Source organism: Amycolatopsis sp. NPDC051716 (genome assembly GCF_040681595.1).
GTDB lineage: Bacteria > Actinomycetota > Actinomycetes > Mycobacteriales > Pseudonocardiaceae > Amycolatopsis.
This window is the reverse complement of the sequence record NZ_JBFAZA010000020.1, coordinates 81,362-96,433: the sequence shown is the minus strand read 5'-3', so window position 1 is coordinate 96,433 and position 15,072 is coordinate 81,362. Positions and strand designations below refer to the sequence as shown.

At 71.4% G+C, this 15,072-nt stretch carries 20 protein-coding genes; 15 read left to right on the top strand and 5 right to left on the bottom strand.

The genetic code is table 11. The annotated features are described in order from the left end of the window. The gene (locus tag AB0M30_RS26895; protein WP_364588778.1) at nt 1-594 is read right to left on the bottom strand and encodes a TetR/AcrR family transcriptional regulator; all 594 of its coding nucleotides are present in this window, start codon (nt 592-594) and stop codon (nt 1-3) included. Between the two features lie 43 nt (nt 595-637). Here AB0M30_RS26895 and AB0M30_RS26890 point away from each other — a divergent pair, with 43 nt between their 5' ends. The 3 genes from AB0M30_RS26890 to AB0M30_RS26880 are packed head-to-tail and all read left to right on the top strand — an operon-like array spanning nt 638 to nt 3,118. Next, complete coding sequence (locus AB0M30_RS26890) at nt 638-1,120, top strand: nuclear transport factor 2 family protein (protein WP_364588775.1); 483 nt, start codon at nt 638-640, stop codon at nt 1,118-1,120. Further along, nucleotides 1,113-1,931, top strand: a complete 819-nt coding sequence (locus AB0M30_RS26885) for an NAD(P)H-binding protein (protein ID WP_364588772.1) — start codon at nt 1,113-1,115, stop codon at nt 1,929-1,931. Before AB0M30_RS26890 ends, AB0M30_RS26885 begins: the two co-directional genes overlap by 8 nt. Then, nucleotides 1,928-3,118, top strand: coding sequence for an alpha/beta fold hydrolase (locus AB0M30_RS26880; RefSeq protein ID WP_364588769.1), 1,191 nt, complete (start codon nt 1,928-1,930; stop codon nt 3,116-3,118). Before AB0M30_RS26885 ends, AB0M30_RS26880 begins: the two co-directional genes overlap by 4 nt. Here the strand turns inward: AB0M30_RS26880 and AB0M30_RS26875 are convergent. Beyond that, nucleotides 3,115-3,741, bottom strand: a complete 627-nt coding sequence (locus AB0M30_RS26875; RefSeq protein ID WP_364588766.1) for a LysE family translocator — start codon at nt 3,739-3,741, stop codon at nt 3,115-3,117. The two genes, AB0M30_RS26880 and AB0M30_RS26875, sit on opposite strands and share 4 nt — an antisense overlap. Continuing rightward, nucleotides 3,741-4,367, bottom strand: coding sequence for a LysE family translocator (locus tag AB0M30_RS26870; RefSeq protein WP_364588764.1), 627 nt, complete (start codon nt 4,365-4,367; stop codon nt 3,741-3,743). Before AB0M30_RS26870 ends, AB0M30_RS26875 begins: the two co-directional genes overlap by 1 nt. Before the next feature lie 175 nt (nt 4,368-4,542). On the opposite strand from AB0M30_RS26870, the gene AB0M30_RS26865 reads away from it, so the two are divergent. From AB0M30_RS26865 to AB0M30_RS26845, 5 genes are all read left to right on the top strand, one after another. Further along, a complete protein-coding gene (locus tag AB0M30_RS26865; RefSeq protein ID WP_364588761.1) occupies nt 4,543-4,887 on the top strand; it encodes a hypothetical protein in 345 nt (114 codons plus the stop codon). A gap of 9 nt (nt 4,888-4,896) precedes the next feature. Further along, nucleotides 4,897-5,418, top strand: a complete 522-nt coding sequence (locus AB0M30_RS26860) for a PH domain-containing protein (RefSeq protein ID WP_364588758.1) — start codon at nt 4,897-4,899, stop codon at nt 5,416-5,418. A gap of 54 nt (nt 5,419-5,472) precedes the next feature. Then, nucleotides 5,473-5,988: a hypothetical protein gene (locus AB0M30_RS26855; protein ID WP_364588755.1), complete on the top strand. Its 516-nt coding sequence runs from the start codon at nt 5,473-5,475 to the stop codon at nt 5,986-5,988. 70 nt (nt 5,989-6,058) lie between these two features. Then, nucleotides 6,059-6,562 (top strand): hypothetical protein, encoded by a 504-nt coding sequence (locus tag AB0M30_RS26850; protein WP_364588752.1) that lies wholly within the window; start codon nt 6,059-6,061, stop codon nt 6,560-6,562. A gap of 85 nt (nt 6,563-6,647) precedes the next feature. Then, nucleotides 6,648-8,666 carry a protein meaA gene (locus AB0M30_RS26845; RefSeq protein WP_364588749.1) on the top strand — a complete coding sequence of 673 codons (2,019 nt, stop codon included), beginning with the start codon at nt 6,648-6,650 and terminating at the stop codon, nt 8,664-8,666. Here the strand turns inward: AB0M30_RS26845 and AB0M30_RS26840 are convergent. Beyond that, nucleotides 8,659-9,219 (bottom strand): cysteine hydrolase family protein, encoded by a 561-nt coding sequence (locus tag AB0M30_RS26840; RefSeq protein WP_364588746.1) that lies wholly within the window; start codon nt 9,217-9,219, stop codon nt 8,659-8,661. The genes AB0M30_RS26845 and AB0M30_RS26840 overlap by 8 nt on opposite strands. 72 nt (nt 9,220-9,291) lie before the next feature. On the opposite strand from AB0M30_RS26840, the gene AB0M30_RS26835 reads away from it, so the two are divergent. The 4 genes from AB0M30_RS26835 (at nt 9,292) to AB0M30_RS26820 (ending at nt 12,050) form a co-directional block, all read left to right on the top strand. Next, nucleotides 9,292-10,275, top strand: coding sequence for a helix-turn-helix domain-containing protein (locus AB0M30_RS26835; protein ID WP_364588743.1), 984 nt, complete (start codon nt 9,292-9,294; stop codon nt 10,273-10,275). After that, nucleotides 10,257-11,024 (top strand): enoyl-CoA hydratase-related protein, encoded by a 768-nt coding sequence (locus AB0M30_RS26830; RefSeq protein WP_364588740.1) that lies wholly within the window; start codon nt 10,257-10,259, stop codon nt 11,022-11,024. Before AB0M30_RS26835 ends, AB0M30_RS26830 begins: the two co-directional genes overlap by 19 nt. 64 nt (nt 11,025-11,088) lie before the next feature. Further along, nucleotides 11,089-11,589, top strand: coding sequence for a TetR/AcrR family transcriptional regulator (locus AB0M30_RS26825; RefSeq protein ID WP_364588737.1), 501 nt, complete (start codon nt 11,089-11,091; stop codon nt 11,587-11,589). Continuing rightward, nucleotides 11,586-12,050: a DUF2867 domain-containing protein gene (locus AB0M30_RS26820; RefSeq protein WP_364588734.1), complete on the top strand. Its 465-nt coding sequence runs from the start codon at nt 11,586-11,588 to the stop codon at nt 12,048-12,050. Before AB0M30_RS26825 ends, AB0M30_RS26820 begins: the two co-directional genes overlap by 4 nt. Here the strand turns inward: AB0M30_RS26820 and AB0M30_RS26815 are convergent. Continuing rightward, a complete protein-coding gene (locus AB0M30_RS26815) occupies nt 12,022-12,567 on the bottom strand; it encodes an NUDIX hydrolase (protein WP_364588731.1) in 546 nt (181 codons plus the stop codon). The genes AB0M30_RS26820 and AB0M30_RS26815 overlap by 29 nt on opposite strands. 37 nt (nt 12,568-12,604) lie before the next feature. On the opposite strand from AB0M30_RS26815, the gene nucS reads away from it, so the two are divergent. From nucS to AB0M30_RS26800, 3 genes are all read left to right on the top strand, one after another. Beyond that, nucleotides 12,605-13,264 carry an endonuclease NucS gene (nucS, locus tag AB0M30_RS26810; protein ID WP_014467679.1) on the top strand — a complete coding sequence of 220 codons (660 nt, stop codon included), beginning with the start codon at nt 12,605-12,607 and terminating at the stop codon, nt 13,262-13,264. A 10-nt stretch (nt 13,265-13,274) separates the two neighbouring features. Then, nucleotides 13,275-13,481 carry a DUF1653 domain-containing protein gene (locus AB0M30_RS26805; protein ID WP_364588900.1) on the top strand — a complete coding sequence of 69 codons (207 nt, stop codon included), beginning with the start codon at nt 13,275-13,277 and terminating at the stop codon, nt 13,479-13,481. Nucleotides 13,482-14,241: 760 nt separating this feature from the next. Continuing rightward, nucleotides 14,242-15,018: a hypothetical protein gene (locus AB0M30_RS26800; RefSeq protein ID WP_360173957.1), complete on the top strand. Its 777-nt coding sequence runs from the start codon at nt 14,242-14,244 to the stop codon at nt 15,016-15,018. Nucleotides 15,019-15,072 lie beyond the last annotated feature (54 nt).

Below are 15,072 nucleotides of genomic sequence, written 5' to 3'. Positions count from 1 at the left end.
TCACCCGCCCTGCGCGCCCAGTGCGCGCAGGGCGTACTCCACGAGCCGGTCCAGGTAGTCCGGCTCGGCGGGCGCCTGCCGGACCACCAGGCGCCAGTAGATCGGCGCGGCCAGGACGTCCAGCGCCATCTCCATGTCGAGGTCTCCGGGCAGCTCGCCGCGCGCGATGGCGCGGCGCAGCATCGCCTCGCCGACCTCGCGCCGCGGCCCGCCGATGCTCGTGCGCGTGCTCTCCGCGGTGTCGGGGCTTCGCACGCCCTCGGCGACCAGGTCCGGCAGGATGCGCGAAAACAGCGGGTGCGTCAGCCAGTCGATCAGGCCCTGCATCGTTTCGCGCAGGTCGCCGCGCAGTGAGCCGGTGTCGACGTCGGTCGCGCGGGTGACGCTGAACTCCGCGACGACCGCGGTGATCATCTCGGGCTTCGAGCGCCAGCGGCGGTACAGCGCGCTCTTGCCGACGCCCGCCCGCTTGGCCACCGCTTCCATGGACAAGCGCCCGTAGCCCTGCTCGGCGAGTTCGTTCAGGACGGCGTCGGTGATCGCCTGCGTGACCTCGGGCTGGAGGACCGCGGCGCCGGTCGGGGTGCGTGCCATGGAGCACAGTCTAGCGGGTGGACGGAACGGTACCGTCCCGTCTATGGTTACGACGGGACGGTACCGTCTCGTCCGAACGTTGAAGGAGGCTGCGATGCGCGACTTCGTCGAGCACGCGCTCGAACTGCTGCTCAAGCACGACATGGCCGGGTTCGCCGGGCTCTGGGCCGAGGACGGCGTCCTCGAGTTCCCGTTCGCCGGGCCGGGCTACCCGAAGCGGGTCGAGGGCCGCGACGCGATCCGCGAGTACCTGCGCGACTACCCGAACCTGCTCGACATCCGCGAAGTCACGGCCAAGACCGTGCACGAAACCACCGACCCGGCCGTGGTCGTCGTCGAGTTCACCGTCGCCGGGGTCGTGGTGGCGACGCGGAAGCCGTACGAGCTGTCCTACATCGCCGTGCTCACCGTCGAGGACGGCGAGATCCGCAGCTACCGCGACTACTGGAGCCCGCTGGCCGCGGCCGAGGTCCTCGGCGGCGTCGAAGAGCTGACCGCGGCCTTCACCGGGGGCGACCGTGGCTGACGTCCTGGTCCTCGGCGGCACCGGCACGACCGGCCGCCGGGTCGTCGCGGGCCTGCGTGCCGCGGGAGTCCCGGCCCGGGCGGCCACGCGGAAGCCGGCGGAGCCCGGCCAGGTCCGGTTCGACTGGGCCGACCGCTCGACCCACGCCGGCGCGCTGCGCGGGGCCTCCGCGGTGTACCTGCTGGCCCCGATCGGCGAGGCTTCGCCCGCGGTGCTGGTGGAGCCGTTCTTGGCGGATGCCCTCGACGCGGGCGTGCGGCGGGTCGTCCTGCTCAGCTCGTCGGCCGTCACCGAGGACACGCCCGGGCTCGGCGCACTGCAGAAGCTGGTGCGCACGGCGCCGGAGTGGGCCGTGCTGAGGCCGTCCTGGTTCATGCAGAACTTCACCGGCGAGCACCTGGTCGCCCAGGGCGTTCGGGACGGCGAGATCGTCACGGCCACCGGCGACGCCCGGGTCGCGTTCGTCGACGCCGGCGACATCGCGGCGGTCGCCGTGCGCGCGCTGACCGATCCGGTACCGCACAACACCGGACACGTCCTGACCGGACCGGCGGCCTTGAGCTACGCCGAAGCGGCCGCGATCGTGGCCGCGCACCTCGGCCGCCCGGTGCGGCACCGCGCCGTCGGCACGGCCGAGTTCGCCGAGCACGTGACGGCGTCGGGAACTCCCGCCGAGTTCGCCCGCGTGCTGGCCGCCCTCGACGAGGACATCCGCCGCGGCGCCGAAGACCGCGTCACCACGGTCGTCGAGCAGGTCACCGGACGGCCGGCCCGGTCGTTCGAAACTTTTGTGCAGGAGGAGATCCGGTGAAGCAGCTGATGTTCGAAGACGACGTCCAGTTCTGGTTCGAAACCCTGCGCCTGTTCGGGCACGCGGCCTACGGCGGCTCGGACTTCGGCGAGGTCCTCGCGGCGGCCTCGACGGTGACGCCGGGCGACTACGACAGCTGGCACGACGCCTACCGCGCGCTGGCCGACCGGCTGTACGCCGAAGCGGCCGAGGCGGGGCCGGTCACCGCGCGCGACCTGCTGCTGCGCGCGTCGACGTACTACTTCTCCTCGGAATTCTTCCTGCACGGCGACCCGGCGGACCCGCGGATCGCGGCGGCGTACGACCGCAGCGTCGAGTGCTTCCGCCGGGCGGGGGTGGCCGAGCCGGTCGAAATCCCTTACGACGGCACGGTTCTGCACGGCTACTTCTACCGCGCGCCGGGCGAGGACCCGAAGCCGTTGCTGATCATGCACAACGGTTTCGACGGCAGCGCCGAGGAACTGCACTACCTGGGCGCGGCGGCCGGCGCTTCGCACGGCTACCACGTTCTGACGTTCGACGGCCCCGGCCAGCCGAGCGCGGTCCGGCGCGAAAAGCTCCTGTTTCGCCCGGACTGGGAGCACGTGGTCACGCCGGTGGTGGACTTCGCGCTGGCGCTCGAAGGAGTCGACCCGGCGCGCATCGCGCTGCTCGGCGTGAGCTTGGGCGGCATGCTGGCCCCGCGCGCGGCGGCGTTCGAGCCCCGCCTGGCCGCGGTGGTCGCGGTGGACGGCGTGTACGACGCGGGGTCCGCGGTGACGTCGATGTTGCCGTGGCCGCGCGAGGAGATCGTGCGCCGGGCCCGGGCGCCGCACGACGAGGAGTTCGACGCGCTGCTCGCCGCGGGGCGCCGAACGAGCCCGACGCTGCGCTGGGCGTGCGACCACGGCCGGTACGTGCTGGGCGCGGCGACCGACCGCGAGTTCGTCGCGAAGTACCTGGAGTACACGCTCGAAGACGGCGTCGCGGAGAAGATCACCTGCCCGGTCCTGGTGTGCGAAGCGGCCGACGACCTCTTCTTCGGTGGTTCGCGGGAGACCGAGCCCCGGCGGCTGTACGCGCACTTGGAGGCACCGAAGACGCTGCTGACGTTCACGGCGGAGGAGGGCGCGGACGCGCACTGCCACGTCGGCGCCCAGCGGCTGGCGACGGGCCGGATCTACGACTGGCTGGACCGGACGCTTTAACCTTCGAGGGCGAGCGCCGCGCCGAAGCCCACCAGCGCGGTGCCCGTCGCGCCGTCCATCGCCCGGCGCACCTTCCGCTGCCCCAGCCAGCCCCGGACCCGGTGCACGAAGAACAGCAGCAGCACCTGCCACACGACGCCCAGGGCCGCGACCGTGTACGCGAGCAGCAGCGCGTCGGCCTGGTCCGTCACGCCCGGCGTCAGGAACTGCGGCAGCACCGACAGGTACAACACGATCACCTTGGGGTTGGTGATGTTGGACAGGAACCCTTCGCGGAACCGCCGTCCGCGGGAGGCGCGGGCCCGCCGGACGTCGTCGAGGGCCGCGTAGTTCCCGCGCCAGGCGCCGCGGAGGGCCTGGACACCGAGGAAGACGAGGTACGCGGCGCCGAGCCACTTCACCGTTTCGAACACCGGGCGGTAGCGGGTGATCACCGCGCCCAGGCCGAGCGCGGCCGCCGTGCCCTGCAAGAAGTTCGCGACGGTGATCCCCGCGCACGCCCAGCCGCCGCCACGAGCGCCGTCGGTCAGGGCGTTCTTCAGCACGACCATCGTGTCCGGGCCCGGCATCATCGCCAGGAACGCCATCATCCCGGCGAAACCCGCGTAGGTGCTCCAGGTCATCAGGCCTCCAGGGCGAGGGCGGCGCCGAAGCCGAGCAGCGCGGTACCGGTGACGCCGTCCAGCGCCCGGCGCACCCGCCGGCGCTCCAGCCACGCCCGCACGCGGTGCACGAACACCAGCAGCACCAGCAACCACAGCACACCGAGCACGGCGACGGTGTAGGCCAGCGCGAGCGCGTCCCCCGTCGTGGTGCGCCCCGGATCGAGGAACTGCGGCAGCACGGACAGGTACAGCACCAGCACCTTCGGATTGGTGATGTTGGAGAGGAAGCCTTCGCGGAACCGCCGGAACCCGCCGCCCCGCCGTCGCTGGGCCTCTTCGACGGCGTGGTAGCTGCCGCGGAACGCGCCGCGCAGCGCCTGGACGCCGAGGAAGACGAGGTAGGCCGCGCCGGCCCACTTGAGCGCGAGGAACACCGGCTGCGAGCGGGCGATGAGGACGCCGAGTCCCAGCGCCGCGGCGCTGCCCTGCACGGCGTTGCCGGCGAAGATGCCCACCGACGCGAGCAGCCCGCCCCGGAACCCGCCGGACAGCGCGTTCTTGAGCATGACCATCGTGTCCGGCCCCGGCGCGAGCACGATCAGGACCACGATGACCAGGTAACTCCCGTACGAACTCCACGTCACGGCTGCCCACGCTAACCGACGGGACCGGCCCGGTCTCGCGGATTTCGGTCACACAGTCCACATCTCGCGCACGGTGTGGACAAGTCGGCCGCCGGACGGCTTTCCGCCGATTTTGCCCGCCCCCGCCGATAGACTGGACTTGGGCACGCCCCCCGGAGAGGGTGGGGGCTGCTGTTTGGGGGCGGAGGCCGCCGGCGGCACCGGCCGGGTCGCCCTCGCCGGGCAGGTCACGGTCGCTGTCTCCATGGTCGCTGTCTCCATGGTCGCCTCGGCGGGATCTGCGCGGGTTTCGCCAGTGGCGGACACCGGCGAGCTGCCCGAACCGGTGCTGCGGCAGCACCCCGACGCCACCGGCTCGATCACCTTCGCCGGCGCGGAAGACCGGCGACGGCGCCGGATCGTCCACATCGACCGGTCCGCCGAACGCGATCCGGTGCTCCGCGCGATCGATCACGCACGGAGGGTGCACGAGCACGTGCGGCGCGCGCGGGACTCGGCGGGAGACGCTCCGGCAGAGTAGTGTTCGGCCATGTCAGCAGGCGAAATCGATCTTCTGCCCGGTGAACGCGTGCTCTGGGCGGGGGAGCCGGTCCAGCGCCCGCTCTACGTCGCCGCGGACGGGGTGATCGCCCCGGCGGGTCTCGTCCTCGCCGCCGCCTCCCTTTGGTTCCTGCTCACGAAGCAGCCGAGCGGCCTCACCATGGCCGCCGCGGTGGTCGCGCTGGTGCTCGGCTGCTACGGCGCTGTCGGCCGGTCGGTCGTCCGGTACCTCGCGCTCGGGCGCACCACCTACGCGCTGACGGACAGCCGGATCATCGCGCGCTCGGGCCTGTTCCGGCAGAAGGAACGCTCCAGCGAGCTGGCCGGCCTGTCGGCCCCGGTGCTCAAGACCGGGCCCTCCCGCACCGGGACCATCGCCTTCGGCGGCCCGGGAACGGTGACGTTGATGGGCATCGGCGAGCCCAAGCGGGTCCGCGACCTGCTCACCAAGGCGATCGACGAGGCCAAAGCCCGCCAGGCCCCGCCGGAGGCGGACAGCCCGGCCGCCTGACCGGGCAACCCGCACGGCCTCCCGGAGCGTCAGCCCGGCAAAGAGGAGGTCGCCGTGGATGTGCCGACGAACGTCCTGCTGCCGGGTGAGCGGCTGCTGTGGTCGGGACGGCCACAGCGGCTCATCCTCGCCCGGTTCGACTGGTACCAGTTCGCATTCGGCCTGCTCTGGATAATCGTGGCCATCGTGGTCCCGGTGGCCAGGCAGAACTCGCTGTCGCTCTTCGAATGGGCCCTCGGGGTGGGCGGTGTCGCGTTCGTCTGGGTGCCGGTCGTCGTCAGGTTGCGAGCGCGGCGCGGTGTCGAGTACATCGTGACCGACCGGCGGATCGTGCTGGCCGATCGGTTCTCGGGAAGGACGCTCTCGTCGGCGTATCTCGGCACGCTGCCGCCGCCGGTCGCCCGGCTCCGGCAGGACGGCAGCGGAACCATCGTTTTCGGCAGGTACTCGCGTCCCCCGTTGATGCCCCCTCCTTCGTCGGGGCCCCTGATGTTGACGGGCCTGGTCGCCGTGCCGGAGGCCGGGCGTGTCCGCGACCTGATCGCGTGGGCACAGGCCGGGCAGGCCTGACGTGTCCGAGCGCGTTCGGGCCTGTTCCGGCAGAAGGAACGCTCGAGAGCCCGGCAAAGAGGAGGCCGCCGTGGACGAACCGTTGATCGCGCTGGAACCGGGTGAGCGACTGCTGTGGTCGGGACGGCCGCGGCGGATCGCCCCGACGGGTCTCGAGTGGTACCGCATCGTCTTCGGCTCGGTCATGGTGGCGGGGTTCGCCGCCGTCGGGTTGCCGGCCCTGGGGGTGGCCGTGACCTTGGGGATCGCCGGGCTCGCCGTCGTCTGGGCGCCGGTGCTCTGGCGGCTCCGGACGACGCGGCGCGAGGTGTACGCGGTGACCGACCAGCGGGTCGTGGTGGCCGACCGCGTCTCGGGCCGCACCCGCGCGTACGAGTACCTGAGTGAGCTGGAGCCGCCGGTCGTCCGGCGCGGCCAGGACGGCGGCGGCAGGCTCACCCTCACGAGACGGGACGCGTCCGTGAACCTGCTCGGCTACTCGATGCCGACGCGGAGTGGATCGGCCCCGATCGAGCTGTTCGACGTGCCGGACGCCGACGGGCTGGGTGCCCTGATCGTGCGGGCGCAGGACTGACGTCACCCGGACGTGTCCGATTGCACTGCCACCATAAGTTACCGGTCGGTACACTCGACGAAACGTCCACCGCCGGAGGTGTCCTGTGCCGTACCCAACGGACCGCGAGCGAGACCGACCGTGGGTGATGCGGACCTACGCGGGTCACTCGTCCGCGGCCGCGTCGAACGAGCTGTACCGGCGCAACCTCGCGAAGGGGCAGACCGGCCTCTCGGTGGCGTTCGACCTCCCCACCCAGACCGGCTACGACCCGGATCACCAGCTCTCCCGCGGCGAGGTCGGCAAGGTCGGCGTCCCGGTGTCGCACCTCGGCGACATGCGGCGGCTCTTCGACGGCATCCCGCTCGCCGAAGCCAACACGTCGATGACCATCAACGCGCCGGCCATGTGGCTGCTCGCGCTGTACGTCTCCGTGGCGCGTGAGCAGGCCGAGGCCGAGGGCCGCGATGTGGACGAGGTGCTCGCGAAGCTCGCCGGCACCACGCAGAACGACATCATCAAGGAGTACCTGTCCCGCGGGACCTACATCTTCCCGCCGGGGCCGAGCCTGCGGCTGATCACCGACGTGATCGCCTGGACCGTGCACCACGTCCCCAAGTGGAACCCGATCAACATCTGCAGCTACCACCTGCAGGAAGCCGGCGCGACGCCGACGCAGGAGGTCGCGTACGCGCTGTGCACCGCGATCGCCGTGCTCGACGCCGTCCGCGACTCGGGGCAGGTCGACGCGGCCGACATGGCGAAGGTCGTCGCGCGGATCTCGTTCTTCGTCAACGCCGGTGTCCGGTTCGTCGAGGAGATGTCCAAGATGCGCGCGTTCACCGCGCTCTGGGACGAGCTCACGCGGGACCGGTACGGGGTAACGGATCCCAAGGCCCGCCGGCTGCGCTACGGCGTGCAGGTCAACTCGCTGGGCCTCACCGAAGCCCAGCCGGAGAACAACGTCCAGCGGATCGTGCTCGAGATGCTCGCGGTCTCGCTTTCCCGCGGTGCCCGCGCCCGCGCGATCCAGCTGCCCGCGTGGAACGAAGCCCTCGGCCTGCCGCGGCCGTGGGACCAGCAGTGGGCGCTGCGGATGCAGCAGGTCCTCGCGTTCGAGACGGACCTGCTGGAGTACGAGGACATCTTCGACGGCTCGCACGTCATCCAGGCGAAGGTCGACGAGATCATGGCCGGCGCCCGCGAGGAGATCGCCCGCGTCCAGGACCTCGGCGGCGCGGTCGCCGCGGTGGAAAGCGGCTACATGAAGTCGCAGCTGGTCGCCTCGCTGGCCGAGTACCGCCGCGAGATGGAGAACGGCGACCGGGTCCTGGTCGGGGTCAACAAGTTCGGGACGACCGAGCCGTCGCCGCTGCAGGCCGAAGGGGCGAAGGCGATCGAGACGATCGACCCCGCCGTCGAGAAGGCCGCCGTCACCGCCATCGAAGAGTGGCGCGCCGCGCGGGACAACGACGCCGTCGAGCGGTCGCTGGCCACGCTGAAGGAACGCGCGCGGACCACGGAGAACCTCTTCGAGGCCACTGTGGACTGTGCGCGGGCCGGCGTGACCACCGGCGAGTGGGCCGGCGCGCTGCGGGAGGTGTTCGGCGAATACCGGGCGCCCACCGGCGTGTCCGCCGCCGCGGTCGCCGGCGTGGGCGATCCCGAGCTGGAGCGGGTGCGCGCGCGGGTCCGGGAAACCGGGGCGGAGCTGGGCGAGCGGCTGCGCATCCTGGTCGGCAAGCCGGGCCTCGACGGGCACTCCAACGGCGCCGAGCAGGTCGCCGTCCGGGCGCGCGACGTCGGCTTCGAGGTCGTCTACCAGGGCATCCGGCTGACGCCCGAGCAGATCGTCGCCGCCGCGGTGCAGGAAGGCGTGCACGTCGTCGGGCTTTCCGTGCTCTCCGGTTCGCACCTCGAGGTCGTCCCGCACGTCGTCGACGGCCTGCGGGCGGCAGGCGCCGGCGACGTGCCGGTGATCGTCGGCGGGATCATCCCGCCGGACGATGCCGCGCTGCTGACCGAACGCGGCATCGCCCGGGTGTTCACGCCGAAGGACTACGAGCTCACCGGGATCATGGACGGCATCGTCAGCCTGATCCGGGAGCGGCACGGCCTCAGCTGAGCCCGGCCAGGATGTCCTTTGTGGACCGCACGGTGGCGAAGCCGCCACCGTGCAGGTTGGTCGCCGTCGCGCGGGACAGCTCGTCGGCGGTGAGCACGGTGCCGTCGGGGCCTTCGAGGTCGAACGTGAACGTGGCGTCGAGGGCGAACGTGACGTCGTAGCCGAGGTTCCCGCCCATCCGCGCGGTGGTCTCACAGCAGAAGTTCGTCTGGATGCCCGCCAGCACGATGCTCGTGATGCCGCGCTTGCGCAGCCACGCGTCGAGGTCGACGTCGCCGATGAAGGCCGAGTTGACCCGCTTGCCGAAGACGAGGTCCGGCCGCGCGCCGTCGAGTTCGGGCTTGAAGTCGTTGCCCGGCTGCCCGGGCCGCAGCGGCGAGCCGGGCTTCGGCGAGTCGTGGTGCACCAGCACCACCGGAAGCCGCCGCTCCTGCCACGCGTCGAGCAGGGCCTTCATGTTCGCTTCGGCGCCCGGGTTGTTGCGCGGGCCCCAGAACTCGGGGTCGTCGAACCCGTGCTGGACGTCGATCAGGATGAGTGCCGTTTCGGTCATGACGTCGAGTGTTGCCGTCCGACGCACGGCGAGGGGAGTGGCAGAAGGCGCGCGATGCGGTACTTTTCTGCCATGCGCACGATCGGCGTCCTCCTGCTACCGGGCACCCGGATGTTCGACCTCGCGGTGATCGGCGAGGTCTGGGGCCAGGACCGGACCGACAGCGGCATCGGCCCGTTCACCGTGCGGCTGTGCAGCCCGGGCCGGGTGCGGACCCGTACGTCGCCGTTCGGTGACGTCGCGGCCACGCACGGGCTCGCCGGGCTCGACGGCTGCGACCTCGTGCTGGCGCCGGGCCGCGACGACCCTCTCGCCCCGGTGCCCGCGTCGGCGGTCACGGCGTTGCGGCGGGCCCACCGGGACGGGCGCACGGTCGCCGGGCTGTGCTCCGGCGCGTTCACGCTGGCCGTCGCCGGCCTGCTCGACGGCCGCCCGGCCACCACGCACTGGCGAGACCTCGACACGCTCGCCGGCGTCGCCCCGCGGGCGGAGTTGCAGCGTGACGTGCTCTACACCGACGACGGCGGGGTGTTGACGTCCGCGGGCGTCGTCGGCGGCCTCGACCTCTGCCTGTACCTGGTCCGGCGGGACCACGGCGCCGACGTCGCCGCCAGGCTGGCGCGCCGGCTGGTGATGCCGCCCGCTCGCGAAGGCGGGCAGCGCCAGTACGTCGACAACCCGTTGCCGCCGTCGGCGGCCCAGCCCGGCCTGGCGTCCACAATGGACTGGGCGCTGGCCCGCCTCGGCGCCGGGATCGGGGTCGAGGACCTGGCCGGGCACGCGCGGATGAGCGAGCGGACGTTCCACCGCGAGTTCGCGGCGGCCACCGGCGTCACGCCGGGACGCTGGCTGCGCGTCCAGCGCGTCCGGTACGCGCAGCGCCTGCTGGAGACGACGGCGCTGCCGGTCGAGCGCGTCGCCGAGCGATCGGGGCTGGGCACGGCGGCCAACCTGCGCCGGCGGATGCGGGCCGAGGTCGGCGTCGGCCCGGACGGTTACCGGCGCACTTTCCGGGCCGGAGGGGCTACGGTCGGGGAATGTACGAGCACCTGCTGATGAGCCGGGACGGCGACACCGTCACGATCACCATGAACCGGCCGGAGCGGCGCAACTCGCTGTCCGCGGACCACCTCGCCGAGCTGCTCGCCGCGTTCCGCGCGGCGGGGACGTCCGACGCGACCGGCGTCGTGCTGGCCGGCGCGGGACCGGTGTTCTCCGCGGGGCACGACTTCGGCGACGTGGCCAAGCGCGACTTGATGGGCGTGCGCGAGCTGCTCACGGTGTGCACGGACCTGATGAAGACGATGCAGTCGATCCCGCAGGTGGTCATCGCGCGGGTGCACGGCCTGGCCACCGCGGCGGGCTGTCAGCTCGTGGCGTCGTGCGACCTGGCCGTGGCCGCCGAGTCGGCGGGCTTCGCGCTGCCGGGCGGCAAGGGCGGCTGGTTCTGCCACACGCCGGCGGTGCCGGTGGCGCGCGCGATCGGCCGCAAGCGGCTGATGGAGCTGGCGCTGACGGGCGACGTCATCGACTCGGCGACGGCGTTGGAGTGGGGCCTGGTCAACCGGGTCGTTCCGGACGACCAGCTCGACGACGCCGTCGGGGACCTGCTGTCGCGGGCGACGCGCGGCAGCCGCGCCAGCAAGTCGATGGGCAAGGTGACGTTGTACGCCCAGCTCGACCGGCCCGAGGCAGACGCGTACGCGATCGCGCTGGAGGTCATGGCGGCGGCGTCCCAGCTGCCCGGCGCCCGCGAAGGCATGGCGGCGTTCCTCGAGAAGCGCAAACCCTCCTGGACCGACTGAACCCGCCCCGCTGCGGCCGGGTTTCGTCGTGGCCACGGACCGTACCATACGGTATGGTATGGCCATGGCGGGCAAACGGGACTGGCTGGACGCGGGACTGGTGCTGCTGGCGGAGCAGGGCGCGCCGTCGGTGACCATCGAGCGGCTCACCGAACGCCTCGGGCTGTCGAAAGGCTCCTTCTACCACCACTTCAAGGGCATGAGCGGCTACCGCACCGCGCTGCTGGAGCACTTCGAGGCCGAACGCACCACGCGGTTCGTGGCGCTGGCCGAGGCGGCGGAGGGCGACCGGCTGGGCGCGCTGCTGAAACTCGTCCTCGCGCCGGGGCCCGGGCCGGAGCTGGAGATCGCCGTCCGGGCGTGGGCCCTGCAGGACGCCGAAGCCCGGGCGGTCCAGGAGCGCGTGGACTCGACCCGCGTGGCCTACCTGACCGAGATCAGCGGCGACGCCGGTCTCGCGCGGGCGCTGTACCTGGTGGTCGTCGGGGCGGGGCAGGTCGTGCCGCCGCTGACCGGGCGGCAGCTCAAGGACGCACTGGAACTCGTACTGGGGAGACGGAAATGACCGAGCCGTACGTCGATGGCGCCGATTACGTCGAATTCAAGGAAATCGAGAGCGAGAACAGCCTGCGCGAGTTCGTCGCGGGCCTCTTCGGCTGGTCGCCGCCCTGGGTGAAGGCCCTGTTCGGCGTCCGGTACGTGCTCGCCAAGGCGTTGCGGCTGGACACCGCGTCCGTCCCGCGCACCGGTCGGCTGCGGCCCGAGGACGTCGGCTTCGCGCCCGGCGACCGGGTCGCGTTCTTCACCGTCCGGTCCGGCGATCCGGAGCGGTACCTGGTGGCCGGCGCGGACGACAGTCACCTGACCGGGTACCTGACGGTCGAAGCGGTGCCGCGCGGCTTCCGGGTCGGCACGATCGTGCACTTCCACAACCGCGTCGGCCCGGCCTACCTCGCGCTGATCAAGCCGTTCCACCACCTGGTGATCCGCGGGATGCTCAAGGCTGGTGCCGCTCGGCCAGCATGAGCTGCGCCCACGCGGCGATCGACTGCGCGTCGGTGATGTCGCCCGCCAGGATCATCTTTTCGATGTCCGCGCGCGCGAACCACGCGCTGCGCATGTCCTGCTCCTCGTGCTCGCGCTCCGGCTCGCCTTCGGTGAGGTCCGTGGCGAGGAACACCCAGCCGCGCTGGCTGCTCATGCCGGCGGCGACGTCGAGCTTGCCGAGCGGGACCATCGACCCGGCGCTCAGCCCGGTCTCCTCGCGCAGTTCCCGCGCGGCGAGCTCGGCCGGCGGCACGTCCGCCAGGTCCGGCGCGGTGCCCTGGGGGAACTCCCAGCGCCGCTCGCCGAGCGGGTAGCGGAACTGCTCGACCAGCCGGAACCGGTCGCCGTCCTGGGCGATGACCAGCGCGTAGGTGGGTTTGTCGATCACGCCGTAGATGCCCGGCGAGCCGTCCGGGCGGCGGATCTCGTCCTCCCGCACCGTCATCCAGTTGTTCCGGTACACCTCGCGGGACGCGACACGCTGAATGGGGTCCACGCGCCCAGTATCACCGACCCTGTCCTACCCTCCTCGAGTGCGTCTCGTGATCGCGCGGTGCCAGGTCGACTACGCCGGCCGCCTTACCGCCCACCTGCCGATGGCCACCCGCCTGCTGCTCGTCAAGTCCGACGGCTCGGTGTCGGTGCACTCCGACGACCGTGCGTACAAGCCGTTGAACTGGATGAGCCCCCCGTGCTGGCTGATCGAGGACGGCAAGCTCTGGATCGTCGAAAACAAGCAGGGCGAGAAACTGGTGATCTCGATCGAAGAGGTCTTCCACGACTACTCGCAGGCCCTGGGCGCGGAACCGGGCCTGCAGAAGGACGGCGTCGAAGCGCACCTGCAGGAACTGCTGGCCGAGCACATCAAGACCCTCGGCGACGGCTACACCCTGGTCCGCCGCGAATTCCCCACGGCGATCGGCCCGGTCGACATCATGGCCCGCGACGCCGACGGCAAGTCGGTGGCGGTCGAGATCAAGCGCCGCGGCGAAATCGACGGCGTCGAGCAGCTGACGCGCTATTTGGAACTGCTCAACCGCGACCCGCTCCTGGCGCCGGTGCAGGGCGTCTTCGCGGCCCAGATCATCAAGCCGCAGGCCCGCACGCTGGCCGAGGACCGCGGCATCCGCTGCTTGACCCTGGACTACGACGAGCTCCGCGGCATCGAGTCCGACGAGTTCCGGCTGTTCTGACGTGTTCGACGTGGAGCCGGGCCGGTACGTCCACTACAAGGGCGGCGAGTACGAGGTGCTCGGCGTGGCCCGGCACAGCGAGACCGAAGAGGAACTCGTGGTGTACCGGGCCCTGTACGGCGAGCGTGGGCTGTGGGTGCGTCCGGCGCCGATGTTCAGCGAGACCGTCGAGACACCCGCCGGCCGGGTCCCACGCTTCCGGCGAGTGCCGGACTGACCCGGGTTCGTTGAGACGGGCAGTTCGTTCGGCTGGGCCTCAGTGCCGGAAGCCGACGTCATGGGCAATTGCGGTCGATCCCGGAGAAGACGCTGGAGCACTGGGCCGGCATCTGCCTGGCCGAAGCACGCGGTGACGACCTCGACGGTTCTCGTCATCGTGGTGGGGCGCTGGACTGGGTCGGCATGTTCGGCAAGGCCCTGCCCCGGCGGCCGTTGAAGTGGGCACAGTTCTGGAAGGTCGTGACCCGGTGCGGGCCGGATGACTGGTGGGCGAGGGAAGCGCCGGCGATGAACGCCGGCTGGTGCACATCCCTGAGGCCGCGCTCAGCTGAGTGGCCACCCCCGCGGAGTTCGCCGAGACGCCGGCCGGCTGATCGCGGGTCGTTGAAAAACTGACCCCTCCGGCCGCCCGAAGGGGCGGTCTCGGTGCCGATACCGAATCGATGCCGAAATCGACGTATCTGATCCTTTGATTGTTACTCCGCCAGGAAATCGTTAACCCGATAGGTCGCCGCGCAGTCAACAGAAACTTTTTCATCGCTATTTATGCGCTGTTCGGGTGAGTTCGGGATCTTATTCGCCGGGGTCGTGCGACACTCGATTCGAGGGGTTCCGCCGGTGCGTCCGGCGTGGCCGGAGGGTGGTGCGCTCGGCCGTCTTTCTTCGTCGTGCCAACGTTTCAGTCCGCCTTCGAGCTCGTGGTGCGCATGTCATCCGGCCGACGTGTGCGCATTTTTGCCTGCACGGAGGAGGAAGTCATGCGTTATCGCCCACTCGGTTCCGATCCGGCCGACCCGCGGCTGGGCCGGTTCATTCCGGACGACTGGCGGCACGTGGAAAGGTATCCGCTCGGCGCGCTCGCCGACGAAGACCGGCCCACCCGGTCGCCGGTCGTGATCGGCGTCAACTGGTACTCGGCGTTCGACACGCCGGAACAGGACGAGAAGTCCGGCGAGTTCTTCATCGCGAAGGCCGGCGTCAAGAAACTCGGCCACATCCGCGGCGGCCACTGCGTGTGCCTCGAGCCGGGCGGCACCCCGGACACCGACGCCTGGTACGCGTTCTACGACCAGGGCCACGAAGGCGCCTGCGTCGGCTTCGGCTGGTCGCGGTGCATGTCGATCTTCAACGGCAGCGAGTACGCGGCCCGCTGGCTCTGGGACTCGGCCAAGAAGCGCGACGAGTGGCCCGAGACCAACCCCGGCGACGAGAACGGCACGTCGGTCCGGGCCGCCGCCGAGGTGCTCAAGGACACCGGGCACGTCCTGTGGGACGAGTCCTACGCGGGCGACGACTGGCACGTCCGGGAGCAGTACACCCCCGAAGCCAAGCAGGGCCTCAAGGCGTTCCGCTGGGCCAAGTCGGTCGACGACGTGCACGCCGTGCTCGCCAACCCGCGTGCCGACGAGCTCGGCGCCGTGCCGCTGCTCAATTCCTGGGGCCCGGGCTTCCCGCACCGGACCTACCTGCCCGACGCGGTGCTCGCCAAGCTGATCGAGGAGGACGGCGAGATCGCGGTACCGACCGATCGGTGATGCCGGCCGCTCCCGCGGCGCGAGAACGAGGGCGCGTTTCCCCTGGTGGTGACC